The organism is Klebsiella sp. K4, assembly GCF_014596785.2.
Taxonomy (GTDB): domain Bacteria; phylum Pseudomonadota; class Gammaproteobacteria; order Enterobacterales; family Enterobacteriaceae; genus Klebsiella; species Klebsiella pneumoniae.
Map to the genome: position 1 here is coordinate 63,825 of NZ_CP115021.1, position 23,187 is coordinate 87,011.

Here is a 23,187-nt window from a genome sequence, read left to right on the forward strand (position 1 = left end):
CGCCGGGCATTAACCGATAGTCGCGTTCTAGCTTAAATCGACATTTTTACTGCCGAACAGCCAGGTGAGGACAAAGCCGCACAGGTAGGAGACCGCCAGCCCGCCGGCGTAGACCGCCATCCCGGCGTAAATTCCGCTGCCGGAGGTCATCAGCGGCAGCGCCACCAGACCGGACGGGCCGAACACCGTGTTCAGGCCGACCGGCAGCCCCAGCCAGGCGATCAGTCCGACGAAGAACCCGCCGCAGGCGCCGCCGAGGCAGGCGGTGACAAACGGCTTCATCCGCGGCAGGGTGACGCCGTAGATCAGTGGCTCGCCAATCCCGAGGAAGCCCGGAATAATCGCCCCTTTAATCTGGGTTCGCAGCAGCGAATCGCGCTTCGCCCGCCAGAACAGCGCCAGCGCCGCCCCCACCTGCCCGGCCCCGGCCATCGCCAGGATCGGGAACAGCGAGTTAAAGCCCTGGGCGTCCACCAGCGCAAAATAGACCGGGACAAACCCCTGATGGACGCCGAACATCACCGCCAGCAGGAACAGGCCGGCCAGCACCGCCGAGCCAAACGGGTTGCCGTTAAGATGCAAGAACAGCCACGACATGCCGGTAAACAACCAGCCGCCAATCGGCATGATCACCGTAAAGGTCACCGCGCCCATGATCAGCAGCGTCACCGCCGAAGTGAGGATCATATCGAGGTTGGCCGGCATCACCCGCCGCACCTGGCGTTCAACCCACGCGCCAAGGATAGCGGCGATCAGTACGCCGATGATATTGCCGCGCGGATCGATGCCATGGCCGAAGAAGGTGGAAATGCCGGCGTAGAAGCCGCTGGTTGCCTCCGGGTTGTAGCCCAGCACGAACAGCGAGGCGATAATCGCGCCGTTCACGCCGGAGCCGCCGAACGCCTTCTGCGCGTTATAGCCAATCAGGATACTCAGAAAGGTGAACATCCCTTTGCTGAAGACCTTCATATAGCCAATCAGCGCCACCAGGCTGGCGTTCGGATGGGCGTTCTCCAGTACGAAAACCTGTTCCGCCAGGGTGGCGAAGCCCAGCAGCAGCCCGACGGCGATAAAGCCGGGGATCAGCGGCGTAAAGATGGTGGCGAATTTGGCGAGAAACTTCTGCACCGCGCTGGTCTGCCTGCCCTTCAGCGCCTGCTTTTTCTCCGCCGCGACGTCGGCCAGCGTCGGCGCGGCGGCGGGCGCCGCCTCCAGCAGGCCGTTCATCATTTCGGCGGCGGTTTGCGCCTTGCCGGGGCCGAGCACCACCTGGAACTGCTCGTCGCTGACGATCACCCCCATCACGCCGTCAATCTGGCGGATGGCGGCGCTGTCGGCCAGACTTTCATCGCGCAGGGTCAAGCGCAGGCGCGTCATGCAGTTGCCCGCCTGCGCGACGTTTGCGGCGCCGCCCACGTGGGCGAGGATCCGCGCTATCATCTCTTTCGTTATTTTTGCCATTGCCCGTTACCTGTCTGTCGGCGCTCAGGTGTTGCTGAGCGCCTTGCGGATATAGCCGTTGTTTTTCGCCAGCAGCGACTGCGCCTCTGCGGCGCTTAAGTCCGCCAGCACCATCACGATCGCCGTTTTACAGTGGCGGCCGCAGGCCTCCAGCGCCTTCTGGGCGGTGGCGCGATCGCAGTCGGTGGCCTCCATCACGATAGAGACCTGGCGCTCAATCAGCTTGGCGTTGGTCGCTTCGACGTCGACCATCAGGTTGCTGTACACCTTGCCGACGCGGATCATCGCCCCGGTGGAGATCATGTTCAGCACCAGCTTCTGCGCGGTGCCGGCTTTCAGGCGGGTAGAGCCAGTGACCACTTCCGGGCCGACCACCGGGGTGATCGCCACGTCCGCCAGCTGGGCCATTTCGCCATGCGGGTTACAGCTGACGATGGCGACAAAGGCATTCTGACTATGGGCGTATTCCATGGCGCCAATGACGTACGGCGTGCGTCCGCTGGCCGCCAGCCCCACCAGCACATCGCGGTTGCTGAAGTTCAGGTTCTGCAGATCCATCGCCCCCTGCGCTTTGTTGTCTTCCACGTTTTCCACGGCGCTGAGAATCGCTTTATGTCCGCCGGCGATGATCCCCACCACCTGCTCCGGGCGGGTGCCGAAGGTCGGTGGGCATTCACTGGCATCGAGGATCCCCAGACGCCCTGAGGTACCCGCGCCAATGTAAATCAAGCGGCCACCGGCCTGCAGCGCCGCCGCGACCTTATCCACCACCTCGGCAATCTGCGGCAGATAGGGCGTTATCGCCTGGGCTACCTGCTGGTCTTCCTGGTTTATCACCGTCAGCATCTCGAGGGTGGAGAGGGTGTCAATGTTGGCGCTGTTGGCGTTACGTCGCTCGGTCAGCAGTTTGCTCAGGTCGATACTCATAGAAACCTCGTTATTCTCAGTGGCGCGCAGTATAAGGAATTATTTATTCCTTGCCTGTGAAGAGTATCACGATTAGTACGCGGAAAATAATAGGAGAATGGTAGATATGGCGGGAAATAGTGCGGTAATAAATCTGGAATATTTTATTACCGCAGCAGGAGATTAGCGTGCGTCGCGCGGTTTGCTGAAGCCCAGCAGCAGCGCCAGCAGGTAGCAGATGGCCATCGCGAGGCTCATTTTCAGCATCGTTTCGCCGCCGAGACCCGCCAGCGGCGCGGCGATGCCGCCGAAGACAAACATCAGGGTGCCCATCAGCGCGGACGCGGTCCCGGACTGCGCGGCGTCGACGGCGCTCATCGCCTCCGCGCCGGCGACGGTGCTGATGCCGCTCATCAGCGACACGGTAAAGAACAGGCCGACCAGCGCCAGCACCGGCAGATGCAGCCAGGCAAACAGCAGCATGATCGCCGCACAGCTCACGGCCAGCGTCAGGCCGCCGCGCAGCAGGCTTTCGGCGCTAAAGCGGCGCGCCAGACGGGAAAAGATCATCGCGGCGATGATCAGCCCGATACCGTTCAGACCGAACAGCAGACTGAACTGCATGGCGCTCATGCCGTATTCGCTCTGCATCACGAAGGAAGAAGAGCCGATGTAGGAGAACAGCCCGGCCATCATAAAGGCCTGGATCAGGCAGAAGCGCAGAAAGCGGCGATTTTTCAGCACCGGCTGGCCGGGCCGTTGGCGGCTGGCATGCGCCGCTGTGGCCGGCCGCGTTTCCCGCAGGATCGCCAGGCTCATCACCAGCAGCACGCCGCCAATGGCGGCCATCGTCCAGAAGAGAATTCGCCAGTCGAAGGCGGTGATAACGTAGCCGCCCAGCACCGGGGACAGCACCGGCGCAATGCCGTTCACGGTCATCAGCAGGGCGAAAAACTGGGTCAGCAGGGTGCCCTGGTATTTATCGCGGGCGATGGATCGCGACAGCACCGAGCCGCCGGCGCCGGCAAAGCCTTGTAAAAAGCGCCAGACAATCAGCATGTTGATATCGCGGGTCAGGGCGCACATCGCCGAAGAGAAGATAAACAGCAGCAGCGACAGCGCCAGCGGTTTCAGGCGGCCAATGCGGTCGCTCAGCGGGCCGAAAAACAGCTGACCCAGGCCGAGACCAATCAGCGCGGCGGTCAACGACAGCTGGGTCTGGGTGCTGGTGGCCTGCAGCTGCTGAGTGATCTCCGGCAGCGCCGGTAGATAAAAATCCGTGCACAGCGGGCCGATACCCGACAGCAGGCCGAGGATCAGCGCCCAGGAGAGGGAAACACGTGCCATAACGATTCCTTGTAGAGGCCGGGCTCGGTCGCCCGGCGGGTAAGTTTAACTGGCGCCGCCGCCCAGCGACTGCCAGAGGGTGATCCGGTTATTGAGGTCGGTCTGCTGCAGGGACAGCAGCGTCGTTTTCGCCGACCACAGCGTGCGCTGAGCGGTGAGCACCGACAGATAATCGCCGACCCCGGCCTGATAGCTCTTCATGGCGATATCCAGCGATGTCTGCTCGGCGGCGACATACTGCCGCTGAGCATCAAGCTCTTCGCTCAGCGTTTCCCGGCGCGCCAGCGCATCGGCAACGTCCTTAAATGCGCTCTGAATCGATTTCTCGTAGGTGGCGATCAGCCCCTTTTTCTCCGCTTCCGCATAGCGCAGCTGCGCCAGGTTGCTGCCGCCGGTGAACAGCGGCAGGCTGATGGAGGGGGCGAACGACCACACCTGCATCCCGTGGCTGAACAGCGACGACAGCGAGTCGCTGCCGACCCCGGCGCTGGCGGTCAGGGAAATCGACGGGAAGAAGTTCGCCCGCGCCGCGCCGATATCGGCATTGGCGCTCTTCAGATTGTGCTCCGCTTCCTGAATGTCCGGCCGACGCAGCAGCACCGACGACGACACGCCCGCCGGCACCAGCGCGATGCTGTTATCCCCGAGACTCTCGAGAGTGCCGGGCAGCAGGCTCTCCGGCACGGTTTCCCCCGCCAGCAGGTTAATGGCGTTTTTATCCTGCGCCACCAGCGTGCGATAGCTGGCGACGCTGGCGCGCGCCTGCTGATAGACGCTTTCCGCCGAGCTTAAATCACCCGCGGAGGCGGTGCCAACCGCCATCTGGCGGGCGACGATGTTGCGCGAGTTTGCCGCGCTGTCCATCGTCTGCTGCGCCAGCGCCAGATTGCTGTTATCCGTCGCCAGCGTCACCCAGGCGGTGGTCAAATCGGCAATCATCGTCAGCCGGGTATTCTGCGCGGTGAATTCGCTGGCAAGCCAGGTTTCGCGCGCCGCGCGCGACAGGCTCTGGTTCTTGCCGAACAAGTCCAGTTCGAAGCTGGAGACCGCGCCGTCGGCCTGCGAAGCGGAACTCAGGCCGCTGGCCACCGTTTTGCTACGGGTGTGGCTCAGTTCGGCATCAACGGTGGGAAACAGCGATGCCCGCGTTTCGCCATACTGGGCGCGCGCGGCCTCGATATCGGCCAGCGCCTTTTGCACATCGCGGTTGCTGTTAAGCGCGATGCTGACCACTTTTTTCAGCCGGGCGTCATTGACCACTTTCTGCCAGTCGCCGACCACCGCCGTCGATTCGCCGTGCGCCCCGGGCAGGGTGGCCGGCACCGGCGCGGCCGGGCGATCATAATGCGGGTCAAGCGAGACGCAGCCCGCGGTCAGGAGCGCGATAAACATAAAACTTAAACGAAACATACCTTACTCCTGAGAAGGACGTTGGCGGGTGAAGAGACGTTTCACCAGCACGAAGAACAGCGGTACGAAGAACACCGCCAGCAGGGTGGCCGTCAGGGTGCCGCCGATAATCCCGGTGCCGATCGCCACGCGGCTGTTGGCTCCGGCGCCGGTGGCGATGGCCAGCGGCAGCACCCCGGCGATAAACGCCAGCGAGGTCATGACAATCGGGCGCAGACGAGTCTGCGCGGCGCGGATCGCCGCCCGGGAGAGCGAATACCCCTCATCCACGGCGGATTCAGCGAACTCCACGATCAGGATGGCGTTTTTCGACGACAGGCCGATGGTGGTCAGCAGCGCCACCTGGAAGTAGACGTCGTTGCTTAAGCCGCGTAGCGTCGCCGCCAGCGCCGCGCCAAGCAGGCCGAGCGGGATGACCATGATCACCGAGAACGGCACTGACCAGCTCTCATACAGCGCCGCCAGGCACAGGAACACCACCAGAATCGAGATGGCGTACAGGCTCATCGCCTGGCCGCTGGCCAGCTTTTCCTGCAGCGAAATGCCGCTCCACGCCCAGGTGGAGCCCGCCGGCAGGCTGTCGGCCAGCTTTTCCATCTTGTCCATCGCCGCGCCGGAGCTGAAGCCGGCGGCGTTTTCGCCCTGGATCTCAAAGGCGGCGGAGCCGTTGTAGCGCACCAGGCTTTCCGGGCCGTATTGCCAGTGGGTGGTGGCGAAGGCGGAGAACGGCGTCATGCTGTTATCGCTGCCGCGAACGAACCATTTGCCGAGGTCCGACGGCACCGCGCGCGCGTCGCTTTCGCCCTGGATATAGACCTTCTTCACCCGGCCGCGATCGATAAAGTCATTCACGTAGGTACCGCCCCAGGCGCTGGAGAGCGTATCGGTCACGTCGCTCAGCGACAGCCCCAGCGAGACGGCTTTGTTGTTATCGATATCCACCTGCAGCTGCGGCATCTGCGGCAGATCGTTAGCGCGCACCGACTGCAGCTCGCTGCTCTGGTTGGCCGCCGCCAGCAGCTGGCTGCGCAGCTTCATCAGGCTGTCGCGGTCGGTACCGCCGCTGGCCATCAGCTCGAAGGTGAAGCCGTTGCTCTGTCCGAGGCCGTCCACCGACGGCGGGGTCATGGCGAAGAGGGTGGCGTCGCGGATCGTCCCCAGCTCTTTGGTGGCGCGCAGGGCAATGGCCTGGGCGGTGTTGTCGTCCCCTTTGCGCTGCGACCAGTTTTTCAGCGACACGAAGGCCATCCCGGCGTTCTGCCCGCTGCCGCTAAAGCTGAAGCCGTCGACGGTGAAAATGACATCGGTATTGGCTTTCTCTTTGGTGAGGAACCAGTCGGTCACCTGGCGGCGCACCTCGGCGGTACGCACCGCCGTCGCCCCGGCGGGCAGGGTGTACTGGACCATGATCTCCCCCTGGTCCTCCACCGGCAGGAAGCTGCCCGGCAGCTTCCACATCGCCAGCGCCATCGCCCCGCAAATCAGCACGTAAGCGCCCATCATCACTGCGCCCCGGCGCAGGCCGCCGAGCACCCGGCGCTGGTAGCCTGCCTCCGTGCGCCCCCACAGGCGGTTAAAGGCGCCGAAGAACCCTTTGGTGTGCGGTTTGGAGTGGCTGAGCAGCGCGCCGCACAGCGCCGGGGTGAGGGTCAGCGCTACCACCACCGACAGCATCATCGCCGAGATAATGGTTACCGAGAACTGGCGATAGATGACCCCGGTCGAACCGCCGAAGAAGGCCATCGGCAGGAACACCGCCGACAGCACCAGGGCAATCGCCACCAGCGCGCCGGAGATTTCGCCCATCGATTTTTCGGTGGCTTCGCGAGCGGGGAGCCCTTCGTCGCGCATAATGCGCTCCACGTTCTCCACCACCACGATGGCGTCATCCACCAGCAGGCCGATCGCCAGCACCATGGCGAACAGCGTCAGGGTGTTAATCGAGTAGCCGAACAGCGCCAGCACGCCGAAGGTGCCAAGCAGCACCACCGGCACCGCCACCGCCGGAATGAGCGTCGCGCGGAAGTTCTGCAGGAACAGATACATCACGCAGACTACGAGGATAATCGCTTCGAACAGGGTCTGAATCACGTCCTCGACCGAGATTTTGATGAACTCGGTGCTGTCCTTCGGATAGGCAATATCGTAACCCTGCGGCATCTGACGCTGGAATTCGGCGATTTTGCTTTTCACCAGCGTCGCGGTGTCCAGCGCGTTGGCGCCGGGGGCCATCATCACCGCGATCCCGGCGGCCGGGTGGCCGTTCAGATTGGCGGTGGCGGTGTAATCCTCGCTACCCATCTCCACCCGCGCGACATCGCTCAGGCGCACTACCGAGCCGTCGGCCTGGCTTTTCACGATGATCGCTTTGAACTGGTCAGGGGTTTGCAGCCGGGACTGCGCGCGCACGGTGGCGGTTAATTGCTGGGCATTGGACGATGGCAGGGCGCCGATTTTACCGGCGGAAACCTGCACGTTCTGCGCCTCAATCGCCGACTGGACGTCGGAAGGCATCAGCGAGTAGGAGGCGAGTTTGGTCGGGTCCATCCAGACGCGCATCGCGTATTCGGCGCCGAATACCTGCAGGCTGCCGACGCCCTCCACGCGCGCCAGCGGGTCCTGCATATTGCTGACCAGCCAGTCGGAGATATCGGAGCTGGTGGCGCGGTTGGTTTTGTCATACACCGCAAGGATCAGCAGAAAGCTGCTCTGCGATTTTTCCACCGTTACGCCGGACTGCTGGACTTCGCTCGGCAGCCGCGATTCCGCCTGCTGGACTTTGTTTTGCACCTGCACCTGGGCGGTGTCCGGGTCGGTCCCCTGCTCAAAGGTGACGGTGATGCTGACCGAGCCGTCGGAGCTGCTGGTGGAGCTGAAGTAGAGCAGATGGTCGAGGCCGGTGAGCTGCTGCTCGATGACCTGGGTGACGCTGTTCTCCAGGGTTTCGGCGGACGCCCCGGTATAGGTGGCGGAGATTTTCACCGCCGGCGGGGCGACGTCCGGGTACTGGCCTACCGGCAGGGTGCGGATCGCCAGCACCCCGGCGAGCATAATCAGAATGGCGATCACCCAGGCAAAGACCGGGCGACGCACGAAGAAACGGGAGAACATCAGGCGTTGCCTCCGTTATTGTTGACGGCGACGGCCTTCACTGTCTGTCCGGGGGCCACTTTACCGGTGCCTTCGACAATCAGCTTGTCGCCCGCTTTCAGGCCGCTCAGCACCAGCCATTTATCGCCGTAGGTGTCGCCGGTTTCCACGGTACGCTGCTCAACTTTGTTGGCGGCATCGACCACCAGCGCCGTGGCGTCGCCTTTGGCATCGCGGGTGATCCCCTGTTGCGGGGCGAGGATCGCGTCGTTCATGATGCCTTCATCGATGCGCGCGCGGACGAACATCCCCGGCAGCAGGACGTGCTGCGGGTTGGGGAAGATAGCGCGCAGGGTCACCGAGCCGGTAGATTCATCGACGGCGACTTCGGTGAGCGCCAGACGCCCTTTTTCGGGATAGGTACTGCCATCTTCCAGGGTTAACGTCACGCTGAGGGTGTCGCTGTTGCTGGCCAGGCTTTGCTTGCGTAAACGCAGGAGATCGACGCTGGATCGCGTCAGATCAACATACATGGTGTCGAGCCCGCGGATCGTCGCCAGCGCGGTATCCTGATCGGCGGAGACCAGCGCCCCCGGCGTAACCGACGAGATGCCGATGCGCCCGGCAATCGGCGCGGTGACGGTGGTCCAGTTCAGGTTAATGCGCGCGCTCTCCAGCGCCGCTTTCTTCGATTCCACGCTGGCCTTGTCCTGGGCGCAGGTGGAGGCGGCGTCGTCAGCATCCTGGCGGGAAACGCCGTTATCCCTGACCAGCGACGCGTAGCGCTGGGCCTTCTGGCAATCGGAGGCCACCAGCGCCTGGGCCTGTTTCAGCGCCGCCGCCGCTTCGTTCCAGGTCGCGCGATAGCTGGAGGGATCGATCTGGTAAAGGGCCTGCCCGGCCTTCACCATATCGCCTTCGGTAAACAGGCGTTTCTGGATGATGCCGCCCACCTGCGGGCGAACTTCGGCGCTGAGCGAGGCGGTGGTGCGGCCGGTGAGCTGGCTGACTACCGGCACCGGCTGGCTTTGCAGGGTGACCACGCCCACTTCCGGCGTGGGTTGCTGCGGAGCAGATGTCTGCGCATTATCGCATCCGCTAAGGAGAAATAATGCTGTCGCGATGGGAGCTAGGATGTATTTCATTATATTTTCTCAAGATATAAGACGTCCGCCCCGTTTATTTAAAAACGAGGGAATAGGTTGGGCGCTGAGGCATTTTCGGGTGAGCGAAAATGACAAAAAAGGAACACAGATGTTCCTGAACGTGATTGTTATTGTGTCTCCGTTGAAGCCAACCTCTTCGGTCTTCAGGAGGTGAAAAGCGCATCTCCTCTGGTTTTGTGGTGAGAATGATCATTCTCATTTTTCCCCATTATACGATCCGTCGCGATAATGGAAAGGTTTTTTTGCTTACTTTTAGAACGCAAAAAATTAAGGCAAATAATCATGGAGAAAATAAGAATATTTTGTGAAAGTGGAGAGGGAAAATAACCATTCGGCAGCGCGATACTGGAGATAGTTAATGACACTAATCATTACAAAAAGCATTAATCCCGACGATCAACAAGAATTGTTTGCCGGTCTACGGCAGTATAATCAGCAGTATCTCGATGCGGCGCAGTTTGGCGATCTGGGGGTTTACTCCCGCGATGGGCAAGGGGTGATGCAGGGCGGGCTGATTGCCAAACGCAAGGGCAACTGGCTGTGCATTGAGTATCTGTGGGTTAGCGAGGCGACGCGCGGGCGCGGGCTGGGGAGCGAGCTGATGCAGGAGGCGGAACAGCAGGCGCAGGCGCAAGGCTGCAGCCATCTGCTGGTGGATACCTTTAGCTTCCAGGCGCTGCCGTTTTATCAGAAATTAGGCTATCAGCTGCAGATGTCGCTGCCCGACTTCCCGCACGCAGGCATGCAGCGCCACTATTTGTCGAAGGCGCTGTAACGATCCTGGTATCCCCGGGCGGTCAGGTACCGTACCTGTGGTTGTGCCGGATGGCGGCATAAATGCCTTATACGGCCTACACAGTCCTCCCGTAGTTTCGCCCCACCCAGGACCGGCAAGCGCAGCGCCGCCGGGCAGGATATCAGGCACGGCACCTGTATTCTTGCCGGGTGGCGGCTGTTGCCTTACCCGTCCTACGGTTCGTGCTGTGCGCTCCCTGCGGCATAAGAGACATAACGCAGAAGATCAACCGGGAGCGCAATCTGCCCGGACATAACACGGGAGTGGTAGCCCTGCTAAGCGCAGTGCGAGCAGGGAAAATCCCGGATGGCGGCGCGTGGTGTCTTATCCGGACTACAAAAGCGTCAAAACCACGCCTTAACCTCCAACGCCGTGGCCCATTAACGCCAGCGCGTGGCTGACGATGGTCTGACGGTTGACCGCCTGTAAACGCGGATCGCTGTGAATGCGTGAAAATGGCACCAGCACCAGGCTAATCACCGTGGTAAACAGCAGCTCCGGCGCCAGCGCCGGGTTAATTTTCCCCTCCTGCTGCCAGCGACGCACCGTCCCCAGCATCACCTGAAAACGCTCCTCGCCGAAGCGGGCATCCATATGCTGGCGCAGAATCGGCATCTCGCCGATGATCTCCTGCATCCACAGCGGCGCGAACCAGGCGTTTTTCTCCGCCATATGCCCCAGCGTTTCGACCATCATCGTCAGCGCCAGCACCGGGTCCTGTGGATGATCGACAAAGATGCGGCTGATGTGATTGCGCAGCGGCATAAAGCGCTCCTCAATCAACTGGGTCACCAGCGCATCCCGCGAACTGAAATAGTAATGCAGCATCGCCGGCGTTACCCCGGCCTCTTTGGCGATGGCGTTCAACGACACGCGGGCCGCACCGTCGCGGGCAAACAGCGTCAGGGCGATGTCCATCAGCTGTTCGCGGTTGGCAGTACCCGGTTTTTTACCGCGTGGCCGCCCTGGGCGGCGGGGGGCATCCTGATCCTTTTGTGCTGTCATGATATGGCGATCTCTTGACCCGACTCATTCTTTCACTAAATATTAATTATGCATTTAATTAATTTCAAGCGAGCGTTGTGATGACTACTGAAGTCGCTAACCCACCGGTGCAGTCGATACGCCTGCTATTCAGCGCATTGCTGCTGGTGATGCTGCTTTCAGCGCTGGATCAGACCATTGTCTCCACCGCGCTGCCGACGATTGTCGGCGAACTGGGCGGGCTGGACAAGCTTTCCTGGGTGGTCACCGCCTATATCCTCAGCTCCACCATCGCGGTGCCGCTGTACGGTAAATTTGGCGATCTGTTCGGCCGCAAAATTGTGCTGCAGGTGGCGATTGGGCTGTTTCTCGTCGGCTCCGCGCTCTGCGGGCTGGCGCAGAATATGACCCAACTGGTGCTGATGCGCGGCCTGCAGGGGCTCGGCGGCGGCGGCCTGATGGTGATCAGCATGGCGGCGGTCGCCGACGTCATCCCGCCCGCCAACCGCGGCCGCTATCAGGGGCTGTTCGGCGGCGTTTTCGGCCTGGCGACGGTGATCGGCCCGCTGATCGGCGGTTTTCTGGTGCAGCACGCCTCCTGGCGCTGGATCTTCTATATCAACCTGCCGCTCGGCCTGTTCGCGCTGCTGGTGATCGGCGCGGTATTCCACAGCAGCAATAAACGCAGCCAGCATCAGATTGACTGGCTGGGGGCGATTTATCTCAGCATGGCGCTGCTGTGCATCATCCTGTTTACCTCGGAAGGGGGCAGCGTCCATGCGTGGAATGACCCGCAGCTGTGGTGCATTCTGGCCTTCGGCATCGTGGGGATCATCGGCTTTATTTACGAAGAACGGATGGCCGCCGAGCCGATTATTCCGCTGGCGCTGTTCCGCAACCGCAGCTTCCTGCTGTGCAGCCTGATCGGCTTCGTCATCGGCATGTCGCTGTTCGGGTCAGTCACCTTCCTGCCGCTCTATCTGCAGGTGGTGAAGGAGGCGACGCCCACCGAAGCCGGGCTGCAGCTGATCCCTCTGATGGGCGGCCTGCTGCTGACCTCGATTATCAGCGGGCGGATTATCAGCCGTACCGGTAAATATCGCCTGTTTCCGATCCTCGGCACCCTGCTCGGCGTGACCGGCATGGTACTGCTGACCCGCATCACCATTCACTCGCCGCTGTGGCAGCTGTACCTGTTTACCGGCGTGCTGGGAGCGGGTCTGGGGCTGGTGATGCAGGTGCTGGTCCTGGCGGTGCAGAATGCGATGCCGGCGCAGATGTACGGCGTCGCCACCTCCGGCGTGACCCTGTTCCGCTCGATTGGCGGCTCCATCGGCGTGGCGCTGTTTGGCGCGGTGTTCACGCACGTGCTGCAGAGCAACCTGCAACAACTGCTGCCGGAAGGCGCGGTGCTGCCGCCGGGAATGAATCCGGTGGCGGTCCAGCACCTGCCCGCGGATATCCGCCTCGACTACCTCGACGCCTTCGGCGCGGCGATCCACGCGGCGTTTCTGATGGCGGCCGGCATTATGGCGGTGGCGTTTGTCCTCTCATGGCTGTTAAAGGAGGCGCCGCTGAAGACCGCGACGCATTAAGCGGCCCCGGCGATGCGCAGCAGTGCCTGACGCAGCGCCGGTGCGGCAAAATCGATAAATTTGCGCAGCTTAAGCGGCGCCAGATCCCGAGCGGTATACAGCAAATGGACCGGCGCCGGATCCGGCTCGACGTTTTCCAGCAGCAGACGGAGCTCCCCGTGGCGCAGGCCATCCAGCGCCTGATAATGCAGTAAGCGGGCCACCCCCACCCCCAGCCGCGCGGCATCGGCGGCGCTCTCTGGCGTGGTGACGGATAGCACCGGCGGCAGGTTAATCAGCTGGTCCTCGCGCTCAGCGGCGCGAAAGCGCCAGCCGCGATAGGGCATCGGCGATTCAATGCGGATGATCGGCAGCGCCGCCAGATCGCGCGGCCGCTGCGGCTCGCCGTATTTCGCCAGCAGCGCCGGATGGGCGCAGGCCACAATCCGCATGGTGCCGAGGCGGGTGGCCACCATGCTGCTGTCCGCCAGGTCGCCAATCCGCACCGCCAGATCGACATGGTCGCTCACCAGGTCGGCATTGCGATCGCTGAGCAGCAAACGGACGCGAATTAGCGGGTAGCGGGCGATAAATTCACTGATTACCGGAAGAACGTGCTGGCGTCCAAACATCGTCGGCGCGGAGATCACCAGCTCGCCCTTCGGTTCCTGATATTCGCCCGTCGCCTGGCGTTCGGCGTTTTCCACCTCCTCAAGGATCCGCCGCGCGGCGGCGACATAATCGCCCCCGGCGTCGGTGAGCGTCAGTTTGCGGGTGGTTCGCGCCAGCAGGCGTACGCCCAGCGCGCTCTCCAGTTCGCCAATATGGCGGCTGACGGTGGTCAACGGCATATTCAGCGCCCGCGCCGCCGCCGACATGCTCCCCAGCTCGGTCACTTTCACCAGCAGCGCCATCGTGCTTAATCGATCCATTATTCTCCCGTTTTGCGGAAAGATGATTGCCACTTTACCCGTATTATCATTCTTCACAGTACAGTCCATGATGGCGCCAGACAACAGGAGGCGCTATGGCAGCAACCTTTCTCGATATCGCCATCACCCCGGACGTGATGGATGTGCAGCATGAAATGGGCAGCGACTCGCTGTGGCAAACGCCGCACAGTCGCCGCCAGGCCGACCGCTTCGGCGACAGCGAAGCGGGGATGATCGCCACCCGCGACAGCTTTTATCTGGCGACGGTGTCGCAGAGCGGCTGGCCCTACATGCAGCATCGCGGCGGCCCGCCGGGGTTTCTGCATCTGCTGGATGACACCACCCTGGCGATGGCCGATTTCGGCGGTAACCGCCAGTACATCACTACCGGCAATCTGCGCGGCAGCGACCGGGCCTGCCTGTTTTTGATGGATTATCCGCGCCGTGCCAGGCTGAAAATCTACGCCACCGTCGAGGTCCTGGCGGCAGAGGACCACCCGCAGCTGCTGGCGCAGGTGGCGCCGGCCAACTATCGCGCCCGCATTGAACGTCTGTTTCTTTTTCATTTGCAGGCGTTTGACTGGAACTGCCCGCAGCACATTACGCCGCGCTACAGCGCGCAGCAGGTGGCGGAGTACAGCCAGAACCTGCAGCAACGTATTCATGACCTGGAGCAGGAGAATCAGCGCCTGCAGCAGCAATTAGCCCGTAGAGGAGAGTAAGCATGACCGAACAACGTCCCCCGTTACCGCCGTTTACCCGCGACAGCGCTATCCAGAAGGTCCGCGCCGCGGAAGATGGCTGGAACAGCCGCGATGCGGAAAAAGTCGCCTTGGCCTACACCGTGGATAGCGAATGGCGCAACCGCAGCGAATTCGTCCACGGTCGGGGGCAAATTGTTGAGTTCCTGCAGCGAAAATGGCGCAAGGAGCAGCAATACCGGCTGATTAAGGAGCTGTGGGCATGGCAGGAGAATCGCATTGCCGTGCGCTTCGCCTATGAGTGGTGCGACGACAGCGGCAACTGGTTTCGCTCGTATGGCAATGAGAACTGGGAGTTTGATAAGCATGGACTGATGCAGACGCGCTACGCCTGCATCAACGATCTGCCAATTAGCGAAAGCGAGCGCCTGTTCCACTGGCCGCAGGGGCGCCGCCCGGACGATCATCCGGGGCTCAGCGATCTGGGGCTGTAAAACCGGCGCTGCGCGACGGATTAATCGGCTTTCGGGAAGTCGACTACCGTGTCGTTAACCCGGTTCACCATGTTGGTGAACAGGATGGCGCTGATGGCGCTGATAATCTCAATCACCTGCTGGTCGCTAAAACCGGCGTTGCGCAGCGCGGCGACGTTGGCTTCCGGCAGCGTACCGGTGGTGGTCACCAGGGTCTGCGCGAATTTCACCAGCGCATCAAGCTGCGCCTCTTCCGCATACTCCCCGCGGCGCAGGGCGTGGATCTGCTCGCTGCTGAAGCCGGCTTTTTTCGCCATCAGGGTATGCGCGGCCAGGCAGTAGTCACAGCCGGTCGCTTCGCTGACCGATAAATTAATCGCTTCCAGCTGCTGCGCGCTGAGGCTGCTTTTATGCAGCATCGCATTGTGCGCCAGCGCCTGCTGCAGCGCCGCCGGCGAGTGGCCGCCGATGGTCAGGTAGGCGTTCGGCACTTTGCCCATCGCTTTTTTGATCCCGGCGAAAATATCGGCGGCTTTGCCGGTGGCGTCTTGTTCACGGATATCTGCTAAACGGCTCATGGTTAACTCCTGTTGTTATCGAGGGTGTGTTGGCAATGGGGTCATCTTAGGCGCTTGCCGCATGCTAGACTGGCGGTCTTCGTCTCACCTTTTTGTCTTATCGTCTCAGGAGAAGCATGGACAGTCTCAGTCATCTGCTGGCGCTGCTGGCGCCGCGCTGCGAAGTGAACCTGCACTGTCGCTTCGGCGGTCGCTGGCAGGCCGGGCACCAGCAAATGCGCAGCGGCGTGGTGCCCTGGCACGTGGTGCTGCGCGGCGAGGGGCGGCTCAACGTCGGCAGCCAGACCCATCACCTGCGCGCGGGGGATGTCGTCCTCCTGCCCCACGGTTCGCCGCACCTGATGGAGAGCCTGGTGGAGTGGGGCCAGGTGCTGCCGGTGGCGCACCGGTTTAACGGTACGGTGACGGAAATGCGCGCCGGCCCGGCGGAGGGGGCGCTGGAGATGCTGTGCGGCGAATTTTATTTTGGCCCGCACGTCAGCTGGCTGTTCACTGAAGAATCGACGCTGATCCATCTCCATACCGATACGCGTGAAGACTGTCCGGAGCTGGATGCGCTGCTTAATATACTGGTACGCGAGAGCCTGGCGCAGCGTCCCGGCGGCAGCGCTATCGTGCGCAGCCTCGGCGATACGCTGCTGGTGCTCCTGCTGCGCATGCTGCTTGGCGAGCAGCAACCGCCCGGCGGTCTGCTGCGCCTGATGAGCGATGAACGCCTGATGCCGGCGGTGCTGGCGGTGATGGCGACCCCGGAGCAGCGGTGGACGCTGGAAACCATGGCCGCCCGTGCCTTTCTGTCGCGGGCCACCTTTGCCCGCCATTTTGCCCGCGTCTATCACCTGACGCCGCAGGCGTGGCTGTCGCAGCTGCGAATGGCGCTGGCCGCCCGGCTGCTGCGCCTGGAGCGGCAGACCAACCTCGAGGTCATTGCCGAACGCTGCGGCTTTCAGTCGCTGGCGTCATTCTCGAAGCGCTTCAAAATGCGCTATGGCGTGACGCCGGGCGAGTGGCGCCGGGGCTAGCGCGTCGCATTCCGCGAAGATGATTTTATTTCCAGTTGCGTGGTTTGCTGTTTATTACCCGACCCGAAAGTCGCTATAGTTTTGCACGGAAAAAAACAATGACAGTCAGGACGGACAGGGGTGATGAGGATGAAATTACGTTTACGGGCCGCCGCCGCAGTGATGCTGGCGGGTCTGGTACTGGTCGGCTGCGACCAAAAGGGGAATGACGCAAAGCACATTAAGGTCGGCGTGATTAACGGCGCCGAGCAGGATGTGGCGGAAGTGGCGAAGAAGGTGGCCAAAGAGAAGTACGGTCTGGAGGTCGAGCTGGTGGGGTTCAGCGGCTCGCTGCTGCCTAACGAATCAACCAACGCCGGGGATCTGGACGCCAACGTCTTCCAGCATCGGCCTTTCCTTGAGCAGGACAACAAAGCGCATAATTATCATCTGGTGGCGGTCGGGAATACCTTCGTCTTCCCGATGGCCGGCTATTCGCGCAAGATCAAGTCAGTCGCCGAACTGAAAGACGGCGCGACGATCGCTATCCCCAACGATCCGACCAACCTCGGGCGGGCGCTACTGCTGCTGCAAAAAGAGAAGCTGATTACCCTCAAAGCCGGGACCGGCCTGCTGCCGACGGCGGTGGATATCACCGACAACCCGCATAACCTGAAGATCATGGAGCTGGAAGGGGCGCAACTGCCGCGTGTACTCGACGATCCCAAAGTCGACGTGGCTATCATCAGCACCACGTACCTGCAGCAAACCGGGCTGTCGCCGGTTCGTGACGGCATCTTTATCGAAGATAAAAACTCGCCCTACGTGAACATCATCGTGACCCGGGAAGACAATAAAGACGCGGAAAACGTGAAGGAGTTTATGCAGTCGTACCAGTCGCCGGAGGTGGCGAAGGCGGCAGAGACTATCTTCAACGGCGGCGCGGTGCCTGGCTGGTAAGCCAACACACAGGGAGAGGTGCGTATGGTACGCCAACGGCAGGCTGACCTGCTGCTGATTGCCGCGACGGTGATTGCCGCCTGCGGCTGGATATTTTCCCGCGAGGCGATCGCCGGCATGCCGGTGTTCGCGTTTCTTGGGCTGCGTTTTTTCTTCGCCGCGCTGCTTCTGCTGCCGTTCTGCCGCGGTTTTCGCCCGCAAAAGCAGCACTGGCCAAAACTCATCATCAGCGGACTCTGGTTTGCGCTCAACCTCTGCCTGTGGATCTATTCGGTCTCCACGACGGCGTCGCTCGGCGAAGGGGCGTTTATCATGAGCCTGTCGATGATGTTCGTCCCGCTGACCGCATGGGTGATGATGAAGGTGCGCCCGCCTCGCGCCTGGTGGGAGTGCCTGCCGATCGCGGTGGTAGGCCTGGGGCTGCTCAGTCTGCATATGCCGATAGCCTTCCACCCCAGCCAGGGCTGGTTTTTGCTGACGGCGCTGGTGCAGTCGATCTGGTTCTGTTACACCAGCCGCTGCGCGCGTGAAGTACCGCTGATCCCCCTGACCACCGTGCAGCTGGCGATCACCGGTATCGTCGGGTTGACCATCTCCGCTGCCGTTGAACGCTGGGACCAGCCGATGACCCTGCCGACTCTCGGCTGGCTGGTGGCCAGCATTGTCATCGCCACCAGCCTGCGCTTCGGTCTGCAGATGAAGGGGCAGAAGTACGCGGCGGTGGCCAGCGCGGCGATCATCATGGTGCTCGAACCGCTGCTGACGGTCATTGCCGCCGCGCTGTGGTACGGCGAACAGCTGCCGCTGCAGAAGATTATCGGCGGCGTGCTGATCCTCGTGGCCCAGCTGTGGTTCCGCTGGCGGATGCTTAAGCCGTAAGCGAGCCGCTTCGCCGCTGCGCCATCAGCTGCAGCAGCGGCACCAGCGACAGCCCGTCCGGCATCTCGCCGCGGGCGATCAGCTGGTTTATCTCGTCGAAGGTAAACCAGCCGGTCTCCATCACCTCATCCTGATCTGCATCCATCCCCACCCAGCGTAAACCGGTGGCCAGCCAGGTGATAAATAGCTGATCGCTGCTGCCGTAGGAGGGGTTAAAGCGAATGATCTCCTCAACGCGTTGCGCCTGCCAGCCGGTCTCTTCCCGCAGCTCGCGCAGCGCGGCGACCGCCGGGTCTTCCTCTTCATCGACGCCGCCAGAAGGGATCGCCCACACCACCTTATCGATCAGGTAGCGGTAGTGGCGAATCAGCAGCACCTTCTCATCCTGGATGGCCACAATCCCCACCGCTGGGCGCGGGTAATGAATGGAATAAAAGTCGCGGCGCTCGCCGGGGGCGACATCAATACCCACCTTACGCATGCTGAACCACGGCGTCTCGGCGATGACCTGCGGGTCGTGCATATCGGCGGCGGTCAGTTTCTTTTTCATCCTGCCACTCCTGTCAAAAATTGAGCCTTAAGAACAACATAGCCGGAGGCGGATGGCAACCGCCGCAGGTTGGCCCGATTTCATCGATCATTGCCCAAACGCCCCTGTTGAGCCAGGCGGGGACTCAGTACGATGTTCGTCAGATGACCCCAGAGGAACGCCAACATGAACATCACCCACATCCGTAATGCGACCCAGATTATTGACTACGCCGGGAAAAGATTTCTCATCGATCCGATGCTGGCGGACAAAGGCGCCTGGCCGGGTTTTCCGGGCACCGCGCGCAGCGAATTGCGCAATCCGCTGGTTGAGCTGCCGTTTTCCCGCGATAAAATTATCGACGTTGATGCGGTGATCGTCACCCATACCCATGACGATCACTGGGACGCGGCGGCGATCGCCGCGATCCCGAAAACCCTGCCGGTGTTCGTCCAGCATGAGGCCGACGCCGCGCTGCTGCGCAGCCAGGGATTTCAGGATCTGCGCCTGCTGTCGGCAGACAGCGAATTTGCCGGCGTGCGTCTGCTGAAAACCACCTCCGGCCAACACGGCAGCGACCGCACCTACGCGGTGCCGGCGATGGCTGAACGCCTGGGCGAGGCCTGCGGCGTGGTGTTTCGCCATCCGCAGGAGAAGACGCTGTGGCTGATGGGGGATACCATCTGGCGCGATGACATTGCAGCCGACCTGCTGAAGCTGCGCCCGGACGTGGTGGTGTTGAACGCCGGCTACGCCCACGTCATCGGCTTTGGCCCGATTATCATGGGCAAGGAAGATCTCCTGAACGTGCACTTCACCCTGCCGGAAGCGAAAATCATGGCTATCCACCTCGAGGCGGTCAACCACTGTCTGGTGAGCCGGGAAGAGATGCGCCAGTATGCGCTGGATAATCAGATTGCCGATGTGGTGAGTATCCCGCAGGATGGGGAAACCGTGGTTTATTAACATGCGCAAGGGGAAAGGACGATGAAACTCACCGACGTGGCGATTGTCGCTGTAGAGGGCTTTAGCCCGTTTCACTACGCCGTCCCCTGCATGCTGTTTGGCGATTCGGTTTCGGAAATCAAACGCTTTAATCTGCACATTTGCGCCGAGCGGCCGGGGCTGCTGCGCGCCCGCGATGGTTTTGCGCTGTACGCCACCGGCGATTTCGCCGCGCTGGAACAGGCGGATATCGTGGTGGTGCCTTACTGGGGCGAGGTCGATCGGCGTCCGCCGCAGGCGCTGCTTGATAGCCTGGTGCGGGCCCGGGATAACGGCGCGGAGATTGTCGGCCTGTGTCTCGGCGCGTTTGTCCTCGGCTACGCCGGGCTGCTGGATGGCAGGCGAGCGGCGACTCACTGGGAGTTCGAGCAGGATTTCCAGCGCCGGTTTCCGCAGGTGCAGCTGGATATCAACGCCCTGTACGTCGACGACCAGCGGATCATTACTTCGGCGGGCACCGCGGCGGCGCTGGACTGTTGCCTCTACATCATCCGCCAGCGTTTCGGCAGCCTCGCGGCCAACCAGATCGCCCGGCGGATGATTGTTTCGCCGCACCGCGAGGGCGGCCAGGCGCAGTTTATCGCCCAGCCGGTGCCGAAAAACACCCGCGATGCGCGAATCAACTGCCTGCTGGATTATCTGCAGCAGCATATTGCCGAGCCGCACAGTCTCGATTCGCTGGCCCGGGTGGTGGCGATGAGCCGCCGTACCCTGACCCGCCACTTCGCCCGGGCAACCGGGATGAGCATTACCGACTGGCTGACCGCCGAACGTCTGCGCCGCAGCCAAACTCTGCTTGAGGCGGGCGATCTGCCGGTCGAGCAGGTGGCGGAGGCGGTGGGCTATCTTTCAGCGGTCACCTGGCGCCAGCAGTTTAAAGCGCGCTTTGGCGTCAGCCCGACGGAATGGCGGCGTACCTTTCGTCGCGGCGCTTAGCCGGCGAGGGTCGCACTGTCGATCACGAAGCGGTATTTCACGTCACCCTTGACCATTCTTTCCCAGGCTTCGTTGATCTCATCGCCGCGGATCAGTTCGATATCGGCGACGATGCCGTGTTCGGCGCAGAAGTCGAGCATCTCCTGAGTTTCCGGAATACCGCCGATCATCGAGCCGGCAATCGACCGGCGGCGGAAGATCAGATTGAACACTTCCGGCGACGGATGCGGCGTGGCCGGGGCGCCAACCAGCGTCATGGTGCCATCACGTTTCAGCAGCGTGGTGAAGGCATCGAGATTGTGCGGCGCCGCCACGGTGTTGAGGATGAAGTCGAAGCTTTTGACGTGGGCCGCCATTTCGTCGTCGTTGCGCGACACCACCACGTCATCGGCGCCCAGCGCTCTGGCCGCATTACGCTTGGATTCGGAGGTGGTAAAGGCCACCACGTGGGCCCCCATGGCATGGGCCAACTTGATCCCCATATGCCCCAGGCCGCCGATGCCGACCACGCCGACTTTTTTACCCGGCCCGACGTGCCAGTGGCGCAGCGGCGAGTATGTCGTGATCCCAGCGCACAGCAGCGGCGCGACGGCGGCCAGCTGCGCTTCGGGATGGGTTATCCGCAGCACGTAGCGTTCATTGACCACTATCTGCTGTGAATAACCGCCAAGCGTGTGTCCCGGCGCGTCCTGGGTCGGCCCGTTATAGGTCAGCACCATGTGGTCGCAGTAGTTTTCCAGCCCCTCGGCGCACTCTTCGCACTGTTGACAGCTATCGACCATACAGCCGACGCCCACCAGATCGCCGACGGCGTAGCGCGAGACGGCGTTGCCGACCGCGGTCACCCGACCCACAATTTCATGCCCCGGCACGCAGGGATACAGCGTTCCTGCCCATTCCGATCGCGCCTGGTGGAGATCGGAGTGGCAGACGCCGCAGTAAGCGATGGCGATCTGTACATCCTGCGGCCCCGGGTCGCGGCGGGTGATGGCCATTGATTCCAGCGGCTGGCTGGCGGAGTAGGTACCAATAGCGTTGATCAGCATAGCGAAACCTCTTCTTGATGAATGGACTCAATAGAACGGGAGGGGAATGCGGGTGGTCAGTGGCATCGATAAGCGTAGCCTGGACTGGCCGAGATGCGAGGGGGAAAGCGGTAGAGAAACCCTCAGGCGCGGCGTTAGCCAGCGCAGTAAATAATAAGGTGGCCTTATCTTTATCGCCGCTAAGCCTTATAGGTAATTAAGGCTCATCGTATTTTTTATTCCTGTAAAATAGAGATAAATAGTTATTGCAGATAATGATGCTTACACTCTTTTTATCCTCGTAACGTCTTGTCTTTTATTCGTTAATTCACCTGTTGATACTATGATTCTCAACGAATCACTTTTTCAACCTGACCTGATGGCATAAAAACCATGTCGATCCCTGCAGCCAGCCTCTCTACTGACCAGGCGTTACCGTCTTTTTATTACGGAAGACAGACAAAGCCGTTATTCGCGGTGGAATCCCTGTTATCTGCGTTCCTGCCCGCCAGCTCACCCTTTGCGCTGCCGCGATCGACCTATTATCGTTTTCCGCCGACCCAGGCTGAATCCGGATTAATTCTGCTCGAAGAGGGGATTGCCTCGCTATGCCATGCGGAAAACAACATGGTGATATCAACGATATTTGCCCCTTCGCTATTGGGATTAATCGATGGTTACGGCGTCTTTAACGGTATTCCGGAAAAACACCACTGCTCTCTGTTTGCTGAGACAGATTTGCGCGGACGCTGTATAGGACACCAGGCCGCGGTCGAGATCCTCAATGCGCAAAACCTGTGGCAGGAGATGGCCCATGTTCTGGCGCAGCGGCTGATGGTGTTGAGCATGCGTTCGCAGGAGATGGTGGGGGTGGATTCTTATCTGATGGTGCGAACCCTGCTAACAGAGCTGGCGGACTATCCGGAGGCATATCGTCGCCAAATCAACGTCCTGAGCTTTATTCAGCGCCGTACCAACCTGTCGCGTAGCCGCATTATGTCGATTCTGTCGGAGCTGCGTAAAGGTGACTATATTACGATCCATCGCGGTGTGCTGAGGACCATCGCCCACCCGCTTCCCGCCCACTTTTAAACCCGCGCGGCGGAGGGGCGTGATTTTCCCACCCCTCGTCAGCCGGTGGGCTAAGGCTCAACCGGCGTCAGAAAGTCCAGCCGCAGCGGCTCAGCCAGCAGAGACTCCATCTGCGTCATAAACGCCTGAAAATAGGGCATCGCGACATGGGCATCGAGGGCGTCCTGTCCCTGCCACGCCTCGCGCATATAGAAGGTGTCCGGCGCGTCGCGCAGCTGAAACAGGGCATAGTCGAGGTTGCCCGGCTCCTGTCTCGTCGGCAGGAGCAGCGCCTGCAGGGCCTGACGCAGGGCGTCCGTTTGGCCCGGTTTCGCCTTGAGCACGGCGATAAGCGATATCATC

Annotated in this window: 24 protein-coding genes; 11 read left to right on the top strand and 13 right to left on the bottom strand. The window is 61.6% G+C overall.

All coding sequences use genetic code 11. From position 1 onward, the window contains the following. Positions 1 to 27: 27 nt before the first annotated feature. The 6 genes from murP to eefA all read right to left on the bottom strand — a co-directional run bounded on the left by murP (position 28) and on the right by eefA (position 9,359). Positions 28 to 1,461: a PTS N-acetylmuramic acid transporter subunit IIBC gene (gene murP, locus IB144_RS00330; RefSeq protein WP_004150245.1), complete on the bottom strand. Its 1,434-nt coding sequence runs from the start codon at positions 1,459 to 1,461 to the stop codon at positions 28 to 30. Between the two features lie 24 nt (positions 1,462 to 1,485). Continuing rightward, on the bottom strand, positions 1,486 to 2,388 hold the full coding sequence (gene murQ / locus IB144_RS00335) for an N-acetylmuramic acid 6-phosphate etherase (protein ID WP_002923109.1): 903 nt from the start codon (positions 2,386 to 2,388) through the stop codon (positions 1,486 to 1,488). Between the two features lie 162 nt (positions 2,389 to 2,550). Beyond that, on the bottom strand, positions 2,551 to 3,714 hold the full coding sequence (locus IB144_RS00340) for a multidrug effflux MFS transporter (RefSeq protein WP_065888724.1): 1,164 nt from the start codon (positions 3,712 to 3,714) through the stop codon (positions 2,551 to 2,553). 45 nt (positions 3,715 to 3,759) lie between these two features. Beyond that, positions 3,760 to 5,124: a multidrug efflux RND transporter outer membrane subunit EefC gene (eefC, locus tag IB144_RS00345; RefSeq protein WP_004186228.1), complete on the bottom strand. Its 1,365-nt coding sequence runs from the start codon at positions 5,122 to 5,124 to the stop codon at positions 3,760 to 3,762. Positions 5,125 to 5,127: 3 nt separating this feature from the next. After that, on the bottom strand, positions 5,128 to 8,235 hold the full coding sequence (gene eefB / locus IB144_RS00350) for a multidrug efflux RND transporter permease subunit EefB (RefSeq protein ID WP_023283082.1): 3,108 nt from the start codon (positions 8,233 to 8,235) through the stop codon (positions 5,128 to 5,130). Beyond that, entirely contained in the window at positions 8,235 to 9,359 is a 1,125-nt protein-coding gene (gene eefA / locus IB144_RS00355) for a multidrug efflux RND transporter periplasmic adaptor subunit EefA (RefSeq protein ID WP_065888723.1), read from the bottom strand. Before eefA ends, eefB begins: the two co-directional genes overlap by 1 nt. 206 nt (positions 9,360 to 9,565) lie before the next feature. On the opposite strand from eefA, the gene IB144_RS00360 reads away from it, so the two are divergent. Beyond that, positions 9,566 to 9,688 (top strand): hypothetical protein, encoded by a 123-nt coding sequence (locus IB144_RS00360; RefSeq protein WP_004150240.1) that lies wholly within the window; start codon positions 9,566 to 9,568, stop codon positions 9,686 to 9,688. Here IB144_RS00360 and IB144_RS00365 read toward each other — a convergent pair. Further along, entirely contained in the window at positions 9,648 to 9,764 is a 117-nt protein-coding gene (locus tag IB144_RS00365) for a hypothetical protein (protein WP_014343452.1), read from the bottom strand. The genes IB144_RS00360 and IB144_RS00365 overlap by 41 nt on opposite strands. Here IB144_RS00365 and IB144_RS00370 point away from each other — a divergent pair. After that, the gene (locus IB144_RS00370; protein ID WP_009485154.1) at positions 9,739 to 10,155 is read left to right on the top strand and encodes a GNAT family N-acetyltransferase; all 417 of its coding nucleotides are present in this window, start codon (positions 9,739 to 9,741) and stop codon (positions 10,153 to 10,155) included. The two genes, IB144_RS00365 and IB144_RS00370, sit on opposite strands and share 26 nt — an antisense overlap. A 378-nt stretch (positions 10,156 to 10,533) precedes the next feature. On the opposite strand, the gene IB144_RS00375 is transcribed toward IB144_RS00370, so the two are convergent. Further along, positions 10,534 to 11,181 (bottom strand): TetR/AcrR family transcriptional regulator, encoded by a 648-nt coding sequence (locus tag IB144_RS00375; RefSeq protein WP_004186218.1) that lies wholly within the window; start codon positions 11,179 to 11,181, stop codon positions 10,534 to 10,536. 80 nt (positions 11,182 to 11,261) lie between these two features. On the opposite strand from IB144_RS00375, the gene IB144_RS00380 reads away from it, so the two are divergent. Continuing rightward, positions 11,262 to 12,755: an MDR family MFS transporter gene (locus IB144_RS00380; RefSeq protein ID WP_032432367.1), complete on the top strand. Its 1,494-nt coding sequence runs from the start codon at positions 11,262 to 11,264 to the stop codon at positions 12,753 to 12,755. On the opposite strand, the gene IB144_RS00385 is transcribed toward IB144_RS00380, so the two are convergent. Next, positions 12,752 to 13,723 (bottom strand): LysR family transcriptional regulator, encoded by a 972-nt coding sequence (locus IB144_RS00385; RefSeq protein WP_074440780.1) that lies wholly within the window; start codon positions 13,721 to 13,723, stop codon positions 12,752 to 12,754. The two genes, IB144_RS00380 and IB144_RS00385, sit on opposite strands and share 4 nt — an antisense overlap. A gap of 38 nt (positions 13,724 to 13,761) precedes the next feature. On the opposite strand from IB144_RS00385, the gene IB144_RS00390 reads away from it, so the two are divergent. Both IB144_RS00390 and IB144_RS00395 read left to right on the top strand, forming a co-directional pair. Further along, positions 13,762 to 14,388, top strand: a complete 627-nt coding sequence (locus IB144_RS00390; RefSeq protein ID WP_032417681.1) for a pyridoxamine 5'-phosphate oxidase family protein — start codon at positions 13,762 to 13,764, stop codon at positions 14,386 to 14,388. A gap of 2 nt (positions 14,389 to 14,390) precedes the next feature. Continuing rightward, positions 14,391 to 14,861, top strand: a complete 471-nt coding sequence (locus IB144_RS00395) for a nuclear transport factor 2 family protein (protein WP_002923016.1) — start codon at positions 14,391 to 14,393, stop codon at positions 14,859 to 14,861. 20 nt (positions 14,862 to 14,881) lie between these two features. Here the strand turns inward: IB144_RS00395 and IB144_RS00400 are convergent, their stop codons facing one another. After that, positions 14,882 to 15,418, bottom strand: a complete 537-nt coding sequence (locus IB144_RS00400; RefSeq protein ID WP_065888721.1) for a peroxidase-related enzyme — start codon at positions 15,416 to 15,418, stop codon at positions 14,882 to 14,884. Between the two features lie 116 nt (positions 15,419 to 15,534). Between IB144_RS00400 and IB144_RS00405 the strand changes: the two genes are divergently transcribed. From IB144_RS00405 to IB144_RS00415, 3 genes are all read left to right on the top strand, one after another. Then, on the top strand, positions 15,535 to 16,440 hold the full coding sequence (locus IB144_RS00405) for an AraC family transcriptional regulator (protein WP_038432403.1): 906 nt from the start codon (positions 15,535 to 15,537) through the stop codon (positions 16,438 to 16,440). 129 nt (positions 16,441 to 16,569) lie between these two features. Next, the gene (gene nlpA / locus IB144_RS00410; RefSeq protein ID WP_040211260.1) at positions 16,570 to 17,379 is read left to right on the top strand and encodes a lipoprotein NlpA; all 810 of its coding nucleotides are present in this window, start codon (positions 16,570 to 16,572) and stop codon (positions 17,377 to 17,379) included. Between the two features lie 24 nt (positions 17,380 to 17,403). Then, positions 17,404 to 18,258 carry a DMT family transporter gene (locus IB144_RS00415; RefSeq protein ID WP_002922972.1) on the top strand — a complete coding sequence of 285 codons (855 nt, stop codon included), beginning with the start codon at positions 17,404 to 17,406 and terminating at the stop codon, positions 18,256 to 18,258. Here IB144_RS00415 and IB144_RS00420 read toward each other — a convergent pair. Then, positions 18,248 to 18,808, bottom strand: coding sequence for an NUDIX hydrolase (locus tag IB144_RS00420; RefSeq protein ID WP_002922970.1), 561 nt, complete (start codon positions 18,806 to 18,808; stop codon positions 18,248 to 18,250). The two genes, IB144_RS00415 and IB144_RS00420, sit on opposite strands and share 11 nt — an antisense overlap. A 165-nt stretch (positions 18,809 to 18,973) precedes the next feature. On the opposite strand from IB144_RS00420, the gene IB144_RS00425 reads away from it, so the two are divergent. Both IB144_RS00425 and IB144_RS00430 read left to right on the top strand, forming a co-directional pair. Continuing rightward, positions 18,974 to 19,753 carry an MBL fold metallo-hydrolase gene (locus tag IB144_RS00425; protein WP_014906753.1) on the top strand — a complete coding sequence of 260 codons (780 nt, stop codon included), beginning with the start codon at positions 18,974 to 18,976 and terminating at the stop codon, positions 19,751 to 19,753. Positions 19,754 to 19,774: 21 nt separating this feature from the next. Beyond that, positions 19,775 to 20,728, top strand: coding sequence for a helix-turn-helix domain-containing protein (locus tag IB144_RS00430; RefSeq protein ID WP_014906754.1), 954 nt, complete (start codon positions 19,775 to 19,777; stop codon positions 20,726 to 20,728). Here the strand turns inward: IB144_RS00430 and IB144_RS00435 are convergent. Next, positions 20,725 to 21,774 carry an NAD(P)-dependent alcohol dehydrogenase gene (locus IB144_RS00435; RefSeq protein ID WP_004901462.1) on the bottom strand — a complete coding sequence of 350 codons (1,050 nt, stop codon included), beginning with the start codon at positions 21,772 to 21,774 and terminating at the stop codon, positions 20,725 to 20,727. The two genes, IB144_RS00430 and IB144_RS00435, sit on opposite strands and share 4 nt — an antisense overlap. 372 nt (positions 21,775 to 22,146) lie before the next feature. Here IB144_RS00435 and IB144_RS00440 point away from each other — a divergent pair, with 372 nt between their 5' ends. Beyond that, a complete protein-coding gene (locus tag IB144_RS00440) occupies positions 22,147 to 22,845 on the top strand; it encodes a winged helix-turn-helix transcriptional regulator (RefSeq protein ID WP_065888720.1) in 699 nt (232 codons plus the stop codon). Between the two features lie 50 nt (positions 22,846 to 22,895). On the opposite strand, the gene IB144_RS00445 is transcribed toward IB144_RS00440, so the two are convergent. Next, positions 22,896 to 23,186, bottom strand: a complete 291-nt coding sequence (locus tag IB144_RS00445) for a putative quinol monooxygenase (protein ID WP_002922965.1) — start codon at positions 23,184 to 23,186, stop codon at positions 22,896 to 22,898. Position 23,187: the final 1 nt, after the last annotated feature.